Source organism: Bradyrhizobium sediminis (assembly GCF_018736105.1).
In the GTDB taxonomy this organism is placed as follows: Bacteria; Pseudomonadota; Alphaproteobacteria; order Rhizobiales; family Xanthobacteraceae; genus Bradyrhizobium.
Genome location: NZ_CP076135.1, coordinates 2,906,709 through 2,924,199, shown reverse-complemented (window position 1 = coordinate 2,924,199; position 17,491 = coordinate 2,906,709). Strand labels below are relative to the sequence as shown.

Genomic DNA, 17,491 nt, shown 5'->3' with positions numbered 1-17,491 from the left:
GCTGCGTCCGCAGCAAGGAGGACTTCATGGATATCCATCTCGCCGGGTCACGGCCGACACGCCGCGCGCCCCAAGAGTATTTCGTCGGCACGGTGTGGCAGGATCCGATCATTGCCGCCGAACCGCCGGCACGGATCGTCTCGACCCGCGTCTCCTTCGAACCGGGCGCGCGGACGAATTGGCATTCGCATCCGCTCGGCCAGACGCTGTACGTGATTTCGGGGGTGGGGCGGGTTCAAACCGCGGGCCAGCCGGTGCGCGAGATCCGGCCGGGCGACGTGGTCTGGATCCCGCCGGGCGAAAAGCATTGGCATGGCGGTTCGCCCAGCAATGGCATGACCCATATCGCGATGCAGGAATCGCTGAATGGCAGCTATGCCACCTGGATGGAGCCGGTGAGCGAAGCGGACTATTCGGCCAGGGTCGGATAACGGTTCATCGTTTGGTCAAATCCGCTGCGCCGTCCAGGTGCCGGAGCACATGGCGCCGCGCCACGTGCCCGATCCCGACGTGGCGGTGAGTCTGCCCGAGCCGACCGCCCGCTTCATGCCGCTCGAGAGCGTGACGCTGATGGTGCCGGCGTCGGCGACGCGGCCTGACGCGGTAACCGAGGCGTTGTTGGACTCGACATGACCGTTGTTGATGTCGATCGAGACGCTCGTCCCGCTGGGGCAAGCCGCGTTGCTCGAAGCAATCTGGACATTCCACGCGCCGTCAAATGTCGACGCCGCAGCCGGTGTGACGGCCGACATGCCGGCGAGGATCAGGATTCGGCTGGCAATAAGCATCTTGCGAAACGGTTGCATGGCGCGACCTCATGGTTGGACGCCGGCATGGTTACAGAGGCCTGAGCCGGGGAATGTGATGGCAGTCACCCGATTTTGCCGTGAACGCCGCGCGGTCCCGGCCCGACGTGACGTGCCGCACACCCAAAGGTTAATTCCGGACCGATGGCACGATCCTCGCAAACCTCCGATCGGCAGGAGGCCGGCTGTTCCGGGACGACACAGCCCTTGCCCAAAAGGATACGACCGATGATCAGATCGCTAGCGGCACGTAATTTATCGGCACGGCAGAAATCGAGCATTCGCAACATCGCCTACCGACTGGGCGGCTATACCAGGCGCCCGGTAGAGGTTCTGGTGGAAGACGTGGTGCTGAATGACGGCGCGCGGACCTTTCTGCAGATCGGCGCCAATGACGGCTATCTCTCCGATCCGCTCAACCTCGCGATCTTCCGCCACAGGTTAACGGGCACCTTCGTCGAGCCGCAGTCGAATTACTATCGCGAGCTGCAGCGAACCTATCGCAATTTCCCCGGTATGGTCTTTCTGCAATGCGCCATCGCCGCGGAGAAGGGCGCCATGACCATGTACACGCTCGACTGCAGCGGCGGCCGGCTGCCCGGCTGGGCCCATGGCGTCGGTACGCTTTCGCACGAACAGATCCGCAAGTTCGGCGACCAGATCGACAATATCGAATCCTACATCCGCTCCGACGAAGTCCAGTGCATCACGGTTGCCGATCTGCTCGATCGCGCCGCGCATCGCGACCCTGATGTCATCGTGGTCGACGCTGAAGGCTTTGATCACCTGATCCTGTCGCAGTTCGATTTCGCCCGGCTTTCGACCAAGCTCGTGATCTACGAAACCGAAAGCATGACCAAAGCCGATGCCGCCGACTTGGCGCGGAAGCTGGAGGAGGGCGGCTTTGCGATCTTCGAAGCCGAGCAGGACACCATCGCGCTGAAGCGCGATACCGAAACCTTTCGCAGGAAGAACGCGGCCGGCAGCAGGGCGGCATAACCCGTCCTGGCCTTGGTCGTTTAGAAGTCCGCACTCGCGAAAACGGCGCCGTTACCGGCGCCGTTTTGCCGACGACTGCGATGAAAGACGCGACCTCGAGCATGCTTCAATCGAATTGAATCATGCTCCTCGTCCATGTTCTTGTTTGCGCATGATCTTTTCGGAAAACCGGTTCCCACTTTTCCGGATCATACTCTAATTCAGCCGGCTCCAGGTCTGACCGCCGCAGAACATGCCGCCGAACGCGCAGCCCTGAACGCGCAGGCTGTCATTGCCCTTCAGCGCGATCGTCGAGTCATAAGTGCTGCCGGAATTCGGGTCGAGGATTCGCCCGCTCCATTTGGAATCCTTGGTGGGCTTCATATTGATCAGAACCTGCTCACCGTTCTGGTTCGACCTGGCGTCCACGGAATATCCGCAGAGATTGGGACCGCATTGCTCGATCCGGACCTTGCCTTCCTTCTCCTCGGTCAGCCAGACGCCGAGCGGCGAGTTGGCCGCCGCGGGGGCGGGTGCCTGCGGTTTCGGAGCGGGGACTGCTGCCGGCGCCGGGGGAGCCGTCGCCACGACCGGAGCCGGGGCGGGTTGGGCAGCCGGCGCGGGTGGCGCAGCGGGTGCCGCATTCTGCTGAGGCTGCGTCGCGGGCGCGCTGGCTGGAGGTTGGGTCGCAGGGGCGGTACCCGCCGGTGCGACATTCGCGGTTGCCCTGGAAGGCTCGGCTGAAGGCGCGGCTGCCGCAGGGGCTTGTTGAACGGGCGCAGGCGCGGGCTCGACGACAGGCGCCTGCGGATCATTCTTCGCCTGTTGCGGCGCCTGCTTGGGCGTACGGTCCGTGTCCTGATCGTCGCGCGGGCGCTTGGCCTTGCGTCCGGTGTTGTCGTAGACGCCCGGGATCGAAACCGTGCCGCGATCCGGATCGATGCGGATGGTGCGTCCGCCATATTCGAAGGTGTACTGGGCCTGCGCGGCCGTGCTCGCCAGCAACAGCGCCGCGACAGCAAAAAGCTTCTTCATCATGATCCCCTGAGCAGTGAAATCTCAGTGTCGACCGTACGTTGCCGTGGTGTTCCGCAACGTGATCCAGGTCACTTTCATGGCTATGAGTCGTGTGTCCAGCGAGTTTGGTTCAAAAGCGTCCCTGCAAGTCAGGCCAATTTAGGATCGCAAATCACATTTCGCCGCTATCTCTCCGGAGCAGGTTGGCGGCTGCGGCGCGTCCCGCCATTTCGCTTCGAAGCTGTTCGAACCGCTGCCGCGCCTCGCTTGCGCGATCGTCCACCAGCCTGATGGCGGCATCGGCGGGCAGCGGCCCGGTGACGACAGGTACGGAACTCTCGCCGATCGTCTCATGTACATAATATTCGCCATCGTCGTCGCGGCGAACGGTCCATTTGAAGCGGAGCGCCGCCATCGGACCGGGACCGATCTTCGAATAGCCATCGGCTTCTACTGTTACGGGCGCGACAGGCTTCTCCTCGACCGCGGCTTTCTCCTCCGGCTCGCGATGAGGCTCCGGGTGATCGAGGATGCTGGCAATGGCCGCCAGCGCATGATCGGTCGGGTCGCTCTGGCTCACTATTCGCCTCCGGATAAAAATTCCGTCAGCGGAATCGGTGTCCCCGTTACCGTGCCGGTGGCTTTTCTTCGCGCGCGAATGAGGCTGAGTTTTGTCCGTGGCAAGTGCGCGCTTACGCGCATACCGGCGGCAATTTGTCCTTCCAGGGCCGCGCCTGTTCGAGTTGGCCCGCCAGACGGAATAAAGTTCCCTCGTCGCCAAATCTGGCGGAGAACATCATGCCGAGCGGCAATCCGGCCGCATTCCATGCCAGCGGCACCGACATCGCGGGCTGGCCGGACATGTTGAACATCGCGGTGGCCGGCATATAGCGCCGCAGGATCGGAGCGATGTGCGACAGATCCTCCGACATGGTGTTCAGTTCACCGATCCGCAGCGGCGGCGAACACAGCGTCGGACACAGGAACACATCGCAGCTCTCGAAGAAGGTGGCCAGCGCCCGCGAAATCTGGAACGCGCCCAGCTGCGCGGCCACATAATCGGTTGCGGTCGCCTTTTGCGCGTTGTGGGCGCTCGCCAGCGTCAGCACCTCGAAATCATCTGCCGTCATCGCGCGCTTGAAGCGCTGCTCGGCAAACCGCACGTTCAGCGCGGTGTTGGCAGCCACGATGGTCGACATCACGACCGCCGGATCGGCGGCGAGTGGCGGCGCCCGTTCCTCGACGTGATGGCCGAGGCCGGCGAGCAGCGCCGCGATCTCGCGGGTGGCTGCGGCGATTTCCGGATCGATGGCGTCACCATAGGGCGACTTGTCGGTGAAAGCGATGCGCAACCGCCCGGGATCGCGTCCGGCCTCCTCGAGGAATGGCCGCGCCGGCGGCGGCGCCACATAGGGACTCGACGGTTCAGCCCCGTGGACCGCGTCCATCATTGCGGCGCTGTCGCGGACACTGATGCTCACCACATGGCCGCAGGAAAATCCGCCCCAGCCTTCGCCGCGATCGGGCCCGAGCGGATTGCGCGCCCGGGTCGGTTTCAATCCGAACACGCCGGAGGCGGAAGCGGGAATGCGGATCGAGCCGCCGCCGTCGCTGGCATGCGCGACGGGAAGAATACGCGCAGCAACCGCAGCGGCGGCGCCGCCGGACGAACCGCCCGAGGAATGCGCCAAATTCCACGGATTCCGGGTGGGGCCAAACAGGCGCGACTCGGTGGTCGGCATCAATCCGAATTCGGGACTGGCGCTCTTTCCAAAGATGGTGACGCCGGCGGCGAGGAAACGCTGGGCGAGGGTGCCGGTATGATCGGCGACATCGTCCTTGAATACGCTGGCGCCGAAGGTCGTCCGCGTGCCCTCCAGGATATCCAGATCCTTCAGCAGAAACGGCACGCCGGTGAAGGGCCCGTCCGGAAGCCCCTTGTCGATCTGCCGCTTCGCATAGTCGTAATGCTTGACGACGACGGCGTTGATCTGCGGATCGACCTTGGCGGTGCGGGCGATCGCCTCGTCCAGCAATTCGCCGGGGCTGACCTGCTTGTTGCGGACGAGATCGGCAAGACCGGTCGCGTCATAGCTGCCGTATTCCTTGAAAGCCATCTTGATACCCGTAAAGCCGCTGAAGGGGTCTGGTGCCGCCAAGTCGTGCCGGCCGGCGAGGTCTCGGGCTCAGCCGAGCACATCCTGATTGATGACGTTCTGGCGTATCGGCTGGCCGTCGAGCGCGCTCAGGATATTGCGCGCAGTCTGCTCGCTCATCCGGTCGACCGCTTCCCGCGTCACCCCCGCCACGTGCGGCGCCATGATGACATTGGGAAGCTCGAACAGCGAATGCCCTGACGGCGGAGGCTCCTGCTCGAATACGTCGAGACCGGCGCCCGCAAGCTTGCCGGACGTCAACGCGTCATACAGCGCCGGCTCGTCGACGATACCGCCGCGCGCGGTGTTGATCAGGTAGGCGGTCGCCTTCATCCGTTTCAGCCGCGCCGCATTGAACATCCCGACCGTTTCCGGGTTCTTCGGGCAGTGGATGCTGACGAAATCGGCGCGCGGCAGCGCGGCATCGAGATCGGCGACCGGCTCGCAGCCGGCCGCCTTGATTTCGGCGGCAGGCTTGTAGGGATCGTAGACCAGCACGTCCATTTCCATGGCCAGGCAGCGCTTGGCGGTGCGGGTGCCGATGCGGCCGAAGCCCACGATCAGCACGGTCTTGCCGAACAGATCATAAGGCAGCATGCCGAGCCGGCTGGCCCATTTGCCGTCCTTGACGATGGAATGCATTTCGACGGCGCGCTTGGCCAGCGTCAGCATCATGAACAACGCCTGTTCGGCGACCGACGGCGAATTCGCGGTGCCGGCGACCATCAGCGGCACCTTGCGGCGGCTCAGCGCCGGAACATCGACGGCGTCGTAGCCGACGCCGATCCGGGTCACCACCTTCATGTCCCTGGAGGCCTCGAGCTCCGGCTCGCCGAACCGGGTGGCGCCCAATGCCACGCCATGTACCGGCGCCTGCTCCTTGAGCATGGCTTCGAAATCCCCGGCGGATATCATATTCGGGAATTCGACGAGGTCGATGTCGTCGCGTTCCCGTAGCAGAGCTCGTCCCGATTGCGAAAACGATTCAGTGATGAGAATTTTCTTCTTGTTCGTCGCCATTCCGGAGCCCCCGGTCCTTTTCTTGTTATGCGGCCGTCACAACACGGCGCCGGTGGCCTCATTTAGCAGGTGCATATTGTTGAGGTCCACTGCCAATCGGAGCGGGGCGCCATCGCGCGCGCCGGCATTGGGATTGACCCGTCCGCAGATCTGCGCGCCTTCCATCGTGAAATAGATCAGCGTCTCCATGCCCATCGGTTCGGTGACGTCGAGCATGGCCTCGAAGGTTTCGACGCCGGGCTCGGCATGCGCGCTCGCTTCGGTAATGTGCTCGGGCCGCAAGCCGAGCTGCAGCTTCTCGTTTCGCGGGACGCCCTGATACCTTGCCGCGCGAGCCGGCGGCAGCGGGAAGGCGAGGCGGTCGGTCAGGCGGATGTGCAGCTTGCCGGCGATGTCTTCGATGCGGCAGGGCACGAAATTCATCGCCGGCGAGCCGATGAACCCGGCGACAAAACGCGTTGCCGGGTGGTGATAGAGCTCGTTCGGCGTCCCGATCTGTTCGATGCGGCCGTGGTTCATGACCACCACCCTGTCGGCAAGCGTCATCGCCTCGACCTGGTCGTGGGTGACGTAGACCGTCGTGGTGCGTACCTTCTGATGCACCTTCTTGATCTCGATCCGCATCTGGACCCGCAGCTTGGCGTCGAGGTTGGACAGCGGTTCGTCGAACAGGAACACCTTGGGGTTGCGCACGATGGCGCGGCCCATGGCGACGCGCTGGCGCTGGCCGCCCGACAATTGCTTCGGCTTGCGGTCGACCAATTCGACGATATCCAGCATGCGGGCGGCCTCGTCGATCCGCGTCTTGATCTCGGCTTTCGGATAACGCTTCAGGCGCAGTCCGAACGACATGTTCTCCGCGACCGTCATATGCGGATAGAGCGCGTAATTCTGGAACACCATCGCGATGTCGCGGTCCTTCGGCGGCACGTCGTTGACGACGTCGCCGCCGATCATGATGTCGCCGTCGGTGATGTCCTCGAGCCCCGCGATCATCCGCAGCGTGGTCGATTTCCCGCAGCCCGAAGGCCCCACCAGCACGACAAACTCATGGTCGGCGATGTCGAGATCGATGCCGCGCACCGCCTCGACCTCGTCATAACGCTTGATAACCTTGCGCAACGTGACGTCAGCCATTGATATCAACCCTTTGTCGCGCCGGCGGTCAGGCCGGCAATGTAGTAGTCCATCAGGAACGCGTAGATGATCAGTGGCGGCGCAGCCCCGAGCAGGGCGCCGGTCATGATCTGTCCCCAGGCGAACACGTCACCCTTGATCAAGGAGGTGATGATACCGACCGGCAGCACCAGTTGGTCGGTCGAGGTCGTGAACACCAGTGGATAGAGGAACTGCGCCCACGACACCGTGAAGGCGAAGATGGTTGCCGCGATCAGGCCGGGCAGGGCGACCGGGATGAAGATGCGGGTCAAGGTCTGAAACCATGACGCGCCGTCGATGATGGCGGCCTCGTCGAGCTCCTTGGGAATGGACGCGAAGTAACCGATCATGATCCAGGTGCAGAACGGCACGGTCAGCGTCGGGTAGACGATCAGCAGCACGTACCATTTGTTGATCAGCTGGATCCCGGTCAGTTCGCCGAACATCGCGAACATCTTGAACAAGGGGAGAAACAGCAGCGTCTCGGGGATAAGATAGGTCAGAAACACCCCGGTCGCGAGCGTTGCCGAGCCCCAGAATCGCATTCGCGCCAGCGCAAATGCGGCAGGCACGCTGATCAGCATGGTGATTGTCACGACGAAGATCGAGACCAGCGCCGAATTGCGAAAGAAGGTCAGGAACTGGTTCGATGTCAGCAATTCGACGTAGTTTGACAGCGTTGGATGGAATATCCACCAGGGATTTGTAGCCGCGGAAATCTCTGCGCTGGTCTTCAATGACGTGATCAGCATGTAGAGCGGCGGCACCAGCGAGAAGATCGCGTACAAGGTGAGAAAAAAGTACGACCACTTGAGCGCCCAGGCGCGGTCACGGCTCATGCTGCCATATTTGACCGTGCGGGTCGGCGCGGCCTTGTCTGTCACCACGGTGCTTGTCATCAGGCTTCATTCCCGCGGTTGTTGATGTCGCGCAGGATGAAGATCGCTGCGATTGCGAGGATCGGGAACATGAACAGCGACACGCTGGCGCCGAGCGGGATGTCGCCGCCCTCGATACCCACGCGGAACGCCCAGGTCGCGAAGATATGGGTGTGATCGAGCGGACCGCCCGAGGTCAGCACGCGCACAATATCGAAATTCGCAAACGTCACGATCAGCGAAAATAGCGTGGTGATCGCGATGATGTTGCGCATCATCGGCAGCGTCACGTACCAGATCCGCTGCCACCAATTGGCGCCGTCGATGGCTGCGGCTTCATAAAGCTGGTCGGGTACCGACTTCAGCGAAGCCAGATACATGATCATAAAGAACGGAGCGCCAAACCAGATATTCACCAGGATGACCGAGAACCGGGCCCAGCCGGCCTCGCCGGTCCAGGGAATCCGGTCGACACCGATACCGGCCAGCAAATAATTGAAGGCGCTGTACGACGGATCGAACAGCCACAACCACGCCAGCGTGCTCATCGCCGGCGGAATGACCCACGGCACCAGCAGCATTCCGCGCCATTTGCGCTGGCCTTTGGTCGGAATGTTGTGGACGAAGTGAGCGACGATGAAGCCGATCAGCGCCTTGAAGACCACGGCCGTGATCGCGAAAATGCAGGATTGCTGGACTACAAGCCAGAACGTTTCGCGCGTGAACAGGAACTGGAAGTTCCCAAGCCCGACAAAACGTTGCATCGACTTGTTCAGCGTTGCCAGGTGCAGCGAGTAGAAGGCGGGATAGATCACCAGGAGCACGATCAGCAGGATCAGCGGCAGCGTCATGAGAAACGCCGCAGTGGATTTTCGCTTCAACGCGGTCCGCAAACTGGCGCGTTTCCTCGCCGTTCGTGGACCGGCAGCGCTGTTCGGCTGAACCGCGACATCAACCATAATGCATCTTCCTCGCGTGTTTCAAAGGGAGCCGGCAACCGGTCAGTTCCGGATGTTTCAACCGGAAGCCGGCGCAGGGCCGGCCGCCAATCGTGTTGACCGAAAAAGGGTCATTCGGAGTTTCATCGCAGCGGCCACGCAAGCAATTTGCGTGGTCGCTGCGCAAAATCCGCCGCTTCAGCTCCGCATGAAGCCTTCCAGCTCGCCTTGTGCCCAAGACAGCGTCTTCTCCATGGCTTCGCCCTGGTAGTAGCGCACGCACATCTTGGTCAGGGTCGCCTGCGTGTAGATTTGCTGGGCGATCTTCGGCGGGGCCGGAGACGCCGAGATCGACAGGATCTGGTGCTTGTGCGGATTCGGATAATGATAGAGCGTCCCCTTCGGCGGGGCTTCCTCCGCCCAGGTCTTCAGGGTCGTGAGCTTTTCGTACGCCGGCAGATCGTAGCCGCCGCTCGCCGCGACTAATTTCTCGACCGCCGCCGGCTGCGACATATGGGTGAGCAGACTCTTGGCCGCTTCCTTGTTCTTGGAGAAATTCCACACGCCCCAGAAATAGGGAAGGAAGGGCGCAAAGCGGCCCTTCGGACCCACCGGGAACCCATGCGTCCAGCATTGCTCGGCGACTTGCGGCGCGTCACGCTTGGCCACCGCCCATGCGCTCGGCGGATTCATGATCAGTGCGCCTTTGCCCGAGATCAGCCACCTGTTGTTGGATCCATCGTCCCAAGCCGGCGCGTCGGGCGGCAGGAATGCCATCAGTTTCTTGTAGTATTCGAGAACCTGCCGGACGTTGTCGTTCTTCACCACGACGTTGCCCTTGATATCGACGACCTCCGCGCCAAAGGCGAGGAAGAACGCGCCGACGGTATCGACGGAGTCGCTGGTCTCGCCGAGACCGATGCCGAAGGGAACGCCGCCCTTGTGGCAGGCCTCGGCCGCCTTCAGGAAGGCATCCGTGGTCCAGGCGTCGGCTTGCGGCGGCGCACCCGCGGGGTACATCGCCTGGACGTCGATGTTGGCGTGCTTCTTCATCAGGTCGATGCGGGAGCAAGGCCCTTTGATCTGGCTGCCGATGCAGGTCGGGACGGCCAGCCACTTGTCGCCGGATTTGCCGAGGTATTTGACGGTCCCGTTGACATCGCCGTTCTGCTTGATGAGCGGCTCGACAACGTCGTTCATCGGCTCGAGCAGGTCGGCTTGCGAGTGCGGCCACCATGACGCCATCGCGAGAATATCGTGCCCGGACTTTGCCTGCGCTTCGGCTGCGATGGTTATCTCGTTCTTCCTGCCCTGGCTCGGGATGTAGTCGATCGAAACCTCGACCTTCTCTTTGGCGGCCCATTCGTTGACCAGCTCGGTTGAGGTCTTGTTGGCGCCGGGCACCCAATGATCCCAGAAACCGATGCTGAGTTTGCCGGCGGCATTGGCCGATCGAATATACGGCGCTGATATCAGCGCCGCGGAAGACAGTGCGGTAGCAGCTACGAATTGTCGTCGAGAAAGCTTGTTCCGTGACATTACGTTCTCTCCCTGGTGAACCAATCGCGGTGCGAGGCTGGTCTCGTTGTTGTTTTTTATTCGCCGCCAGGCAGGCCGAGATGGCGTTGCAAGACGTCGCAGAGACCTTCGTTATTGACGATCAGAGCAGAATTGCCGGCGTCTGTCGAGAAATCAGGTGGCGCCATCTATAGAACTAGCGTTGTGCTCAAATCGGCGGCAGGAGATTGTCTATGATCCGCCAATGATTGCAGAGCCCGTGGCGCGTGGCCGACCTGCGCGGCCTGGGGAAGCATATTGCGCCGCACACATGCCGTGCGCGCTGTGATCGAGGGGCGCGCAATAGGCGCAGGTTCCGTCGCGGTTTTGCTCTTGCAATGAGCGGCTCTGATCGAGACGCGTCACTTTGCGGCGGTAGACTAGCTTGATGCGAAAACGATAATGTCCGATTCAACGTGAGCACTGCCAGATTCCCCGCCAGCCCGTCGAAATCATCATGGAGAGCGACGAATGATCAACCCGACACCAGCAGCGCGTGCGCGATTGTGCTTTGCGCTTGGCGCAGTTGTTGCGGTGCTTCTCTGCGCTCCCTCTGCTGCGGATGCACAAGTGGTTGAGGGCGTTCAAAAAGGCGCCCGCGAAGGCAACAAGGCCGCCGGACCGGTCGGTGGCGTGTTGGGCGGCGCGATCGGCGGCGTGGTCGGCGTGTTCACCGGCGTCCTCGGCGCCGGGAAGAGCGCATCGACGCCGCCAGCCAACGACAAGCAAGGCAGCTCGGCCAAACCCGCAAAGGGCGCCAAAGGCGCGAAGGGAACCAAGCAAAACGCCGTGCTCACCCAGGATGGCGCTCCGCAGCTGACGGCCGAACAGATCGTCGCCAACAGCGATGCCAACATCGAACGGATCAAGACCGAATTGAAACTGACGCCCGAGCAGGAGAAGCATTGGACCGGCTTCAACAGCGCCATGCACTATCTCGGCCACAATGGCGCCGACCGCCTCAACCTGCGAATTGCCCGCGCCAAGCGCGACCCGCCGGACGATATTATCGAGCAGATGCGCAACGAAGCCCAGTTCCTCAACGATCGCGCGGTGGACCAGCGCAATGTCGCGGACTCCGCCGAACCGCTGTTCGCCAGCCTCGACGACAGGCAGAAGCAGATTTTCATCAATGAAATGGTGCGGCTCAGCCGCGAACGCGGGCTGGATTAGCGCGTATCCGACCGATCAAGCTCCTCAGACATTCGCGGCGGCCGCCGCGAATAGCCGGGCACACGTGCCCTGGGGTAGGTTGAGAGGCCCGGTACCCGGCTATCCTGCCGCAGCGGCGCGGCCCTTCCAATCGTCATGCAATGATGAAGAAACCCTGTCCGACTCGCGCCCGACTGATGGCGCAGTCGGGGCCTTGTAGGGAATGCCTGTTTTTCCCATCCAGGTGTTGCGCGGATACATCGTTTGCGCTCGGCACGGCGTAGCGCCGGCGCGCGGCGCGCGAGCTTGCACAGGTCGGCTTTGGACGGCGCGATCGAAGATTGCGACAATCGCAAAGCGCGCGCTCAGGTCGCTTCGGCACCGCGCCCGATGTCCGCCTTCGCAGGCGCGAAACGCGATGGAGCCCTTTATTTAGGGTTTGGCGCTAGGCTTTCCCGCAGCTGCCAGCCAAGGCCGACGTCGATGGAAGAAAAGCGAAAATATCCGCGCTCCGAAATCAATGAACCCGCCTACGTATCGTCGGGCGGCTCGGTCATGAGCTGCACCGTCCGGAATATCTCGCCCGAGGGCGCCGCCATCGATGTCGAGAACGCGGCTTTCGTGCCGGCGCACTTTCGTCTGGTGATGGCCAACGACTCCTCGGTCCGCGAGTGCCGGGTCGTCTGGATCCAGCAAAACCGGATCGGCCTGACCTTCGTTGCAGTGCCGTAAGGACAGCTCGCACCACGCGCAGCCGTCAGCGCTTCAGCAGCGATTTGACCTTGGCTTCCAGTTCCTCGAACGACATGGCGCCCTTCAGCCTCTCGCCGTTGACGAAGAAGGTCGGGGTTGAATCGACCTTCACCGCGTCGAGAGCGAACCGTTGGTCGGCGGCGAGCTTGTCGAGCAGGGTCTGATCCTTCCCGCAGGTCTCGACGGCCTGTTCGCTCAGCCCGGCCTGCCTTCCGATCAGCATCAGAGTATCCTTGGTCTGCGCCATCAGCCGCTCCTGCTGCTGGAACAAGAGCTGGACGGTGCCGAAATATTTCTCGGCATCGCCCTCGGCGATGCAGCGCGCCAGCATCGAGGCCGCCGCGGCCTTGATGTCGAGCGGGAATTCCCGGAACACGAAACGCACCTTGCCGGTGTCGATATATTTCGATCGCAGCATCGGAAAGACGTTCTGGCCGAAGGCGGCGCAATGCGGGCAGCTCATCGACGAATATTCGGTGATGGTCACCGGCGCTTTTGCCGAGCCGAGCACCATGTCCGGCAGCGACACCGGCCTGGCCACAAGCACGGCGAAGGCGTCCTTGGCCTTGGCCTCGCCGACCGGAGCGGCGGACATCAACCCGAACAGAGAGGCAAGGCCGGCCAGCAGCAGCGCGGCGGCGTAGTTCCGATGTGGAGCGGTCAACTGAAAACTCCGAACCCGCAAATCAGTTCTTCGATATGCCGAGAATGCTGGCCACCGCTTTCGTTGTGACGGCAAGCCGCTCGGAGGTAATCTCGGTTTGCAGCCTTTCCCTGGCGCGCTCTTCGATCAACAGGTCGATAAGGGCGAGCCGCGTGGGCTCGTCGACCGCTTCAGCCAGCAGCTTTCGATAGCGATGGAAATCGTATCCCGCATCCGGCTTCGCCATCCCACGCCCCCACAGCGCGTATTCCCGACTAAATTGTTTCTCAACCTGCGGACGAGTGCAATAGCCTGACGCGAAGAGGGTCAGTTGCCGTTTTCGCCAACGCCGCCGCGGCGGCAGCCGAGACAGACGAACCGGCGAGGGTGGCGATCGCGACGCGCCATAGGGACTGAAGGGACGACGGATATTCCGAGTAAGGTTCCGTTAACCATGCGCGTGCCCTAAACTGGTCCAGGCATTCAAGATTCGCCGAGGCGGCTATGAATACTTCGGGTCGATCAGTTGTTGCGTGGGTTGCACTGCTGGCGGTCACGGGGAGCGGGCCCGCGTTGGCCCAGTCCTGGACTGGACCTTTCGTCGGTTTGACCGCGGGCTATGGCAGCGGCCACTCCGACCAGACCGACTCCGGCATCCCGCCCGCGATCGTACCGCTCGGGGACGGCAGTTTTCGCGTCAGCGGCGGCCTCGCCGGCGCGACCATCGGCTACAACTGGCAACAGGGCTCCTGGGTTCTCGGCCTCGATGGCGATTATTCGTGGGCCAATATCAGCGGCAGTTCGCCGGTTTGCGCCGCCAACACCGCAACGCCTCACCCCTGCGGAACGAAGCTGGACGCACTCGGCACGCTTCGCGGCCGGGTAGGCTATGCAATGGGGCCGTCGGGCTCGGTGCTGCCATACATCACGGGTGGCCTCGCGGTCGGCAACATGCAGGGTTGGGATAGGCTGACGCCGTCGGAAGGAAGCGGATTCCGCGCCGGCTGGACCGCGGGCGCCGGCATCGAGGCGCGGATCGCGCCGCAATGGACGGCGAAGCTCGAATACCTTCACGTCGATCTCGGCCACAGCGTGCTGTTCGATGTGGTTCCGCTGGTGCCGGAAACCGTCAGCTTCCGCGCCGATATCATCAGGGTCGGCCTCAACCGAAGTTTTGGCGATCCGGTCGTCGCCGCGCCCGCGCCGATGTACACCAAGGCCCATGCGAAAGCGCCGGTGCTCGCGCCCGCCGCCTACGACTGGAGCGGCTTCTACGTCGGCGGCGATATCGGCGGCATGGCGCAAACCGGCTCAGGCACCTCCGACTTCTTCCAGAACGATCCGGACCCGGCGTTCGCCAATAATGTCCAGGCGCAATCGCCCAGCTCCAGCAGCTTCATCGGCGGCCTGCATGCCGGTTTCAACTGGCAATTCGCGCGGTCGCTGGTGGCGGGCGTGGAGGGGGATTGGCAATGGATGAAGGCGCACTACCTGTTTTGCCGCCAGACCGACATCGCGGGCGTTGCCTGCGCCGATAACGGCCGCGGCTTCGTCTATGGCAGCAGCGAAGCGAAATCGCTGGCGACGATCAGGGGACGACTGGGCCTTACCTTCGATCGCCTGATGTTCTACGGCACCGGCGGCATTGCGTTTGCCGAGGTCAATTCGTCGCTCGGAACCAATTGTCTGGTCAACGGCTGTGCCGACCAGGGCGGCGCCAGCGCGGCGCTGTCGAATTACGCCACCAAGAAGACCGGCTGGGTCGCCGGCGGCGGTATCGAGTGGATGCTCGACGCCAACTGGGTGGTGCGCGGCGAGTACCTGCACGCCGACCTCGGCAACGTGACCAACCTCCTGGTCCTCGACCCCGTCAACAGCTGTTTCGCCGGCGGGCCGTGCGGGGCGACATTCTCGCGCGAGGTCCGCTACGACATCGTGAGGCTGGGGGCGAGCTACAAGTTCGGCGGCCCGGTGGTGGCGCGGTACTGAGGTGGCGGGCCACGAACGACGATGATGAGCAGTATTTCTACGCCATAGCACTATGGCAGCCATCAGCCTCGGGCTGGGATAGAGACTGGGAAAGAGAGGCGAGGGCGGTTCGAATGCCGGTCCCTCCGCCTTACCGGCGTCGGGTGCTGCGCTAAGATTTCCGGCATGGGGAACATCAAGGTCAGGCCAGAGGAAGAAATCAGGGCGCGGTACCGCAAGCTGGCGAAGCGGGCCAAGAGCAAGCGCGGCCCGCAAAGCAAGAGCGTCCGGGCCATTTCCTGAGGGTTGCCAAGTCTCGGCAAGCGCCGCTGACCGGGCGAGCGCCGGTCATACCTCCATCACTGATTCGGTACGGTTCCATCTCCACAGCCCGAAAAGAGCTTTCCAAGGCGCGCGCTGGGCATTCTGCGCGCTCGACCCCGCCAATGGCATGACTCAACCTAGCCGGGCGCTATGTTCGGCTGAATTTGGGCTAATGTGATATTTTCGTTACAGGCACGCCGCAGCGGTTGAGTTAAAGATTCGTGTGCCAGCTTAAATTGCACCACAGGAACCGCCATGAAGAAAATCATCGTCGCGACTGTCGCAACACTGGGATTCATGGGCCAATCGTTGGCCGCCGATCTGCCGGCGAGAATGCCGATGAAAGCAGCGCCGATGGTGGCGCCCGCATACAACTGGAACGGCTTCTACCTTGGTGCCAATGTTGGCTACGGCTGGCTCAAGTCCGATAACGACGCGTTCGACAATGCGGGCGTATTCATACAGAACACGAAAACCGATGCGGCGGGTATCTTTGGGGGCGGTCAAATCGGCTACAATTGGCAGTTTGCGCCAAACTGGCTTCTGGGCATTGAAGCCGATGCGCAGGCAAGCGACATTAAGGGGTCGAGCCTAAATTGTTCGGCGACAGGCTGCGCATCGAGCGATGGAAAAACCGATAGATTCGGCACCGTTCGGGGCCGAATTGGATATGTCGCGAATAATGTGCTGTTGTATGGAACGGGAGGCTGGGCTTGGAACCACGGTACGACCGACCGCACGATTACTGCGGCTCCTAATGCCCCAGCTCTCGTAGGTCTGGTTGCGAATTCCTCCGGTACTCACTCAGGCTGGACGGCAGGTGCTGGCATCGAATGGGGCTTCCTGCCCAACTGGACCGTCAAGGTCGAATACCTGCACTTGCAATTCGACAATGTTGGACGGGACTTTACCTATGCTGGTTTCCCGGCGGCCTTTCGACATGTGAACGCGAATGTCAGCATAGATACGGTGCGCGTTGGCGTGAACTATCTGTTCAACACCGGGCCGGTCGTCGCGCGATACTGATTTCCACGTTCTACTCCAGCAAACCTAAGCCCCGGCATCGTCCGGGGCTTTTTTGTGCCGCATCGATCCGAGACTATGACGGCTGAACCCGTCGGATATGGTTGGGTCACGTCTGCGCTTGGCAGAAAGTGTTGCAAGAGTCCCAAAAGGCGCTGCGGAAGTGGGTGCGGGAGCCGTCGGTTGTGATATCCCCTTTTTGCACTGGGTCGAGGAAAGCCCTTGACGTCCCCAGCAGGGCGGATGGCCTCGGATAACGCCCGACCTTAAGCTTGATTTTCGGCTCCGGGGCAGATGCAGACCTAAGATGGCAAGATTTGTAGATATTGAAGCGCTTGTTTCCGATCTATTCCGACAGCGCTGGGCAGCATTGGACCGCGAGGCACTGGCCCGGCCTGATTTGATCTATCCCGGCGTCTACCTTCTGGCCTTCACGTCCGAGAAGATTGCGGGCGAAACGGTGAAGCCGGATCAGGTGCTCTACGCTGGGATGTCTAATTCAGCGGGAGGCGTTCGCGCCCGCCTTAAGCAATTCATCAAGGGCATCGAGAAGAACGATTTTCACAGTGGCGCAATGCGCTTCTATCGTGAGTACTGCGGCGGCAAGCCATTCTCGCAACTCAGGACGCGCAGGCGGCTCTACGTCGCGGCGCTAGCGATCGAATGCAAAAGCGACAAGGTCGATGCCCAGCCCGATGACCTCAGACTGATGGGGCATGTCGCCTGCCTCGAATATTACGCAATCGCCCGGATAGCGCAGAAGACCGGCAAGAAGCCCGCGCTCAACAAATACGGCCCACGGGAGGCGGCTTAGGAGGCCAACGCGTGGGATCGGCTCCAATCGGGGCAGCCCCCGCCGCCGAATGACTTCGGGAACGGCAACGGCGGGATTCCCATCTGCCGGGCCGCACAGCATCACCATGCGCTGCCCGGCTTCCTCGGATCATGGCGGTGCAGAGCGCCAGCCGGGAATTTGAAATTGAGATGGATACCAGCCGCGCCGTCGGCGATTGTGGCGGAAGGGGTGTCCGTAATTTTCATGTCCAGCACCGTCCGATAGAATTCAAACTAGCCCCGATTCTACGGGGCTTTTTTACATCTGCATAGTCCGAAACTGTCC

18 protein-coding genes are annotated in these 17,491 nt (G+C 62.2%); 7 read left to right on the top strand and 11 right to left on the bottom strand.

The annotated features are described in order from the left end of the window. Positions 1-26 precede the first annotated feature (26 nt). Positions 27-431 carry a (R)-mandelonitrile lyase gene (locus KMZ68_RS13965; protein ID WP_215611888.1) on the top strand — a complete coding sequence of 135 codons (405 nt, stop codon included), beginning with the start codon at positions 27-29 and terminating at the stop codon, positions 429-431. A 15-nt stretch (positions 432-446) separates the two neighbouring features. Here KMZ68_RS13965 and KMZ68_RS13960 read toward each other — a convergent pair whose 3' ends face one another. Beyond that, positions 447-806, bottom strand: a complete 360-nt coding sequence (locus KMZ68_RS13960; RefSeq protein WP_215611887.1) for a hypothetical protein — start codon at positions 804-806, stop codon at positions 447-449. A gap of 228 nt (positions 807-1,034) precedes the next feature. Here KMZ68_RS13960 and KMZ68_RS13955 point away from each other — a divergent pair, with 228 nt between their 5' ends. Next, positions 1,035-1,805, top strand: a complete 771-nt coding sequence (locus KMZ68_RS13955; protein WP_215611886.1) for an FkbM family methyltransferase — start codon at positions 1,035-1,037, stop codon at positions 1,803-1,805. Positions 1,806-2,000: 195 nt separating this feature from the next. On the opposite strand, the gene KMZ68_RS13950 is transcribed toward KMZ68_RS13955, so the two are convergent. From KMZ68_RS13950 to KMZ68_RS13915, 8 genes are all read right to left on the bottom strand, one after another. Then, complete coding sequence (locus KMZ68_RS13950; protein WP_215611885.1) at positions 2,001-2,819, bottom strand: DUF2147 domain-containing protein; 819 nt, start codon at positions 2,817-2,819, stop codon at positions 2,001-2,003. Positions 2,820-2,973: 154 nt separating this feature from the next. Next, positions 2,974-3,381: a hypothetical protein gene (locus KMZ68_RS13945; protein WP_215611884.1), complete on the bottom strand. Its 408-nt coding sequence runs from the start codon at positions 3,379-3,381 to the stop codon at positions 2,974-2,976. A 112-nt stretch (positions 3,382-3,493) separates the two neighbouring features. Next, entirely contained in the window at positions 3,494-4,918 is a 1,425-nt protein-coding gene (locus tag KMZ68_RS13940) for an amidase (RefSeq protein WP_215611883.1), read from the bottom strand. A gap of 69 nt (positions 4,919-4,987) precedes the next feature. After that, complete coding sequence (locus KMZ68_RS13935; RefSeq protein WP_215611882.1) at positions 4,988-5,977, bottom strand: hydroxyacid dehydrogenase; 990 nt, start codon at positions 5,975-5,977, stop codon at positions 4,988-4,990. A 36-nt stretch (positions 5,978-6,013) separates the two neighbouring features. Continuing rightward, entirely contained in the window at positions 6,014-7,114 is a 1,101-nt protein-coding gene (locus KMZ68_RS13930) for an ABC transporter ATP-binding protein (protein WP_215611881.1), read from the bottom strand. Between the two features lie 5 nt (positions 7,115-7,119). After that, positions 7,120-8,034, bottom strand: a complete 915-nt coding sequence (locus KMZ68_RS13925; RefSeq protein WP_215611880.1) for a carbohydrate ABC transporter permease — start codon at positions 8,032-8,034, stop codon at positions 7,120-7,122. Next, positions 8,034-8,972, bottom strand: a complete 939-nt coding sequence (locus KMZ68_RS13920; RefSeq protein WP_215611879.1) for a carbohydrate ABC transporter permease — start codon at positions 8,970-8,972, stop codon at positions 8,034-8,036. Before KMZ68_RS13920 ends, KMZ68_RS13925 begins: the two co-directional genes overlap by 1 nt. Before the next feature lie 177 nt (positions 8,973-9,149). Continuing rightward, the gene (locus tag KMZ68_RS13915) at positions 9,150-10,490 is read right to left on the bottom strand and encodes an ABC transporter substrate-binding protein (RefSeq protein ID WP_215611878.1); all 1,341 of its coding nucleotides are present in this window, start codon (positions 10,488-10,490) and stop codon (positions 9,150-9,152) included. 489 nt (positions 10,491-10,979) lie between these two features. Between KMZ68_RS13915 and KMZ68_RS13910 the strand changes: the two genes are divergently transcribed. Both KMZ68_RS13910 and KMZ68_RS13905 read left to right on the top strand, forming a co-directional pair. Further along, positions 10,980-11,681, top strand: a complete 702-nt coding sequence (locus KMZ68_RS13910; RefSeq protein WP_215611877.1) for a Spy/CpxP family protein refolding chaperone — start codon at positions 10,980-10,982, stop codon at positions 11,679-11,681. A 462-nt stretch (positions 11,682-12,143) separates the two neighbouring features. Beyond that, the gene (locus KMZ68_RS13905) at positions 12,144-12,392 is read left to right on the top strand and encodes a PilZ domain-containing protein (RefSeq protein WP_215611876.1); all 249 of its coding nucleotides are present in this window, start codon (positions 12,144-12,146) and stop codon (positions 12,390-12,392) included. Positions 12,393-12,417: 25 nt separating this feature from the next. Here KMZ68_RS13905 and KMZ68_RS13900 read toward each other — a convergent pair whose 3' ends face one another. Then, complete coding sequence (locus KMZ68_RS13900) at positions 12,418-13,077, bottom strand: DsbA family protein (protein ID WP_249779358.1); 660 nt, start codon at positions 13,075-13,077, stop codon at positions 12,418-12,420. Between the two features lie 22 nt (positions 13,078-13,099). Beyond that, positions 13,100-13,303, bottom strand: coding sequence for a hypothetical protein (locus tag KMZ68_RS13895; protein WP_215611875.1), 204 nt, complete (start codon positions 13,301-13,303; stop codon positions 13,100-13,102). 326 nt (positions 13,304-13,629) lie between these two features. Between KMZ68_RS13895 and KMZ68_RS13890 the strand changes: the two genes are divergently transcribed. The 3 genes from KMZ68_RS13890 to KMZ68_RS13880 all read left to right on the top strand — a co-directional run bounded on the left by KMZ68_RS13890 (position 13,630) and on the right by KMZ68_RS13880 (position 17,185). Beyond that, positions 13,630-15,045 (top strand): outer membrane protein, encoded by a 1,416-nt coding sequence (locus KMZ68_RS13890; RefSeq protein ID WP_215611874.1) that lies wholly within the window; start codon positions 13,630-13,632, stop codon positions 15,043-15,045. Between the two features lie 558 nt (positions 15,046-15,603). Further along, on the top strand, positions 15,604-16,374 hold the full coding sequence (locus KMZ68_RS13885) for an outer membrane protein (RefSeq protein ID WP_215611873.1): 771 nt from the start codon (positions 15,604-15,606) through the stop codon (positions 16,372-16,374). Between the two features lie 304 nt (positions 16,375-16,678). After that, positions 16,679-17,185, top strand: coding sequence for a hypothetical protein (locus KMZ68_RS13880; RefSeq protein ID WP_215611872.1), 507 nt, complete (start codon positions 16,679-16,681; stop codon positions 17,183-17,185). The last annotated feature ends 306 nt before the right edge of the window (positions 17,186-17,491 follow it).

Excerpts from the sequence above, each read along its gene's own strand:
- KMZ68_RS13965 (WP_215611888.1), top strand. The coding sequence starts at position 27 with ATGGATATCCATCTCGCCGGGTCACGGCCGACACGCCGCGCGCCCCAA.
- KMZ68_RS13960 (WP_215611887.1), bottom strand. The coding sequence starts at position 806 with ATGCAACCGTTTCGCAAGATGCTTATTGCCAGCCGAATCCTGATCCTC.
- KMZ68_RS13955 (WP_215611886.1), top strand. The coding sequence starts at position 1,035 with ATGATCAGATCGCTAGCGGCACGTAATTTATCGGCACGGCAGAAATCG.
- KMZ68_RS13950 (WP_215611885.1), bottom strand. The coding sequence starts at position 2,819 with ATGAAGAAGCTTTTTGCTGTCGCGGCGCTGTTGCTGGCGAGCACGGCC.
- KMZ68_RS13940 (WP_215611883.1), bottom strand. The coding sequence starts at position 4,918 with ATGGCTTTCAAGGAATACGGCAGCTATGACGCGACCGGTCTTGCCGAT.
- KMZ68_RS13935 (WP_215611882.1), bottom strand. The coding sequence starts at position 5,977 with ATGGCGACGAACAAGAAGAAAATTCTCATCACTGAATCGTTTTCGCAA.
- KMZ68_RS13930 (WP_215611881.1), bottom strand. The coding sequence starts at position 7,114 with ATGGCTGACGTCACGTTGCGCAAGGTTATCAAGCGTTATGACGAGGTC.
- KMZ68_RS13925 (WP_215611880.1), bottom strand. The coding sequence starts at position 8,034 with ATGACAAGCACCGTGGTGACAGACAAGGCCGCGCCGACCCGCACGGTC.
- KMZ68_RS13920 (WP_215611879.1), bottom strand. The coding sequence starts at position 8,972 with ATGGTTGATGTCGCGGTTCAGCCGAACAGCGCTGCCGGTCCACGAACG.
- KMZ68_RS13915 (WP_215611878.1), bottom strand. The coding sequence starts at position 10,490 with ATGTCACGGAACAAGCTTTCTCGACGACAATTCGTAGCTGCTACCGCA.
- KMZ68_RS13910 (WP_215611877.1), top strand. The coding sequence starts at position 10,980 with ATGATCAACCCGACACCAGCAGCGCGTGCGCGATTGTGCTTTGCGCTT.
- KMZ68_RS13905 (WP_215611876.1), top strand. The coding sequence starts at position 12,144 with ATGGAAGAAAAGCGAAAATATCCGCGCTCCGAAATCAATGAACCCGCC.
- KMZ68_RS13895 (WP_215611875.1), bottom strand. The coding sequence starts at position 13,303 with ATGGCGAAGCCGGATGCGGGATACGATTTCCATCGCTATCGAAAGCTG.
- KMZ68_RS13885 (WP_215611873.1), top strand. The coding sequence starts at position 15,604 with ATGAAGAAAATCATCGTCGCGACTGTCGCAACACTGGGATTCATGGGC.
- KMZ68_RS13880 (WP_215611872.1), top strand. The coding sequence starts at position 16,679 with ATGGCAAGATTTGTAGATATTGAAGCGCTTGTTTCCGATCTATTCCGA.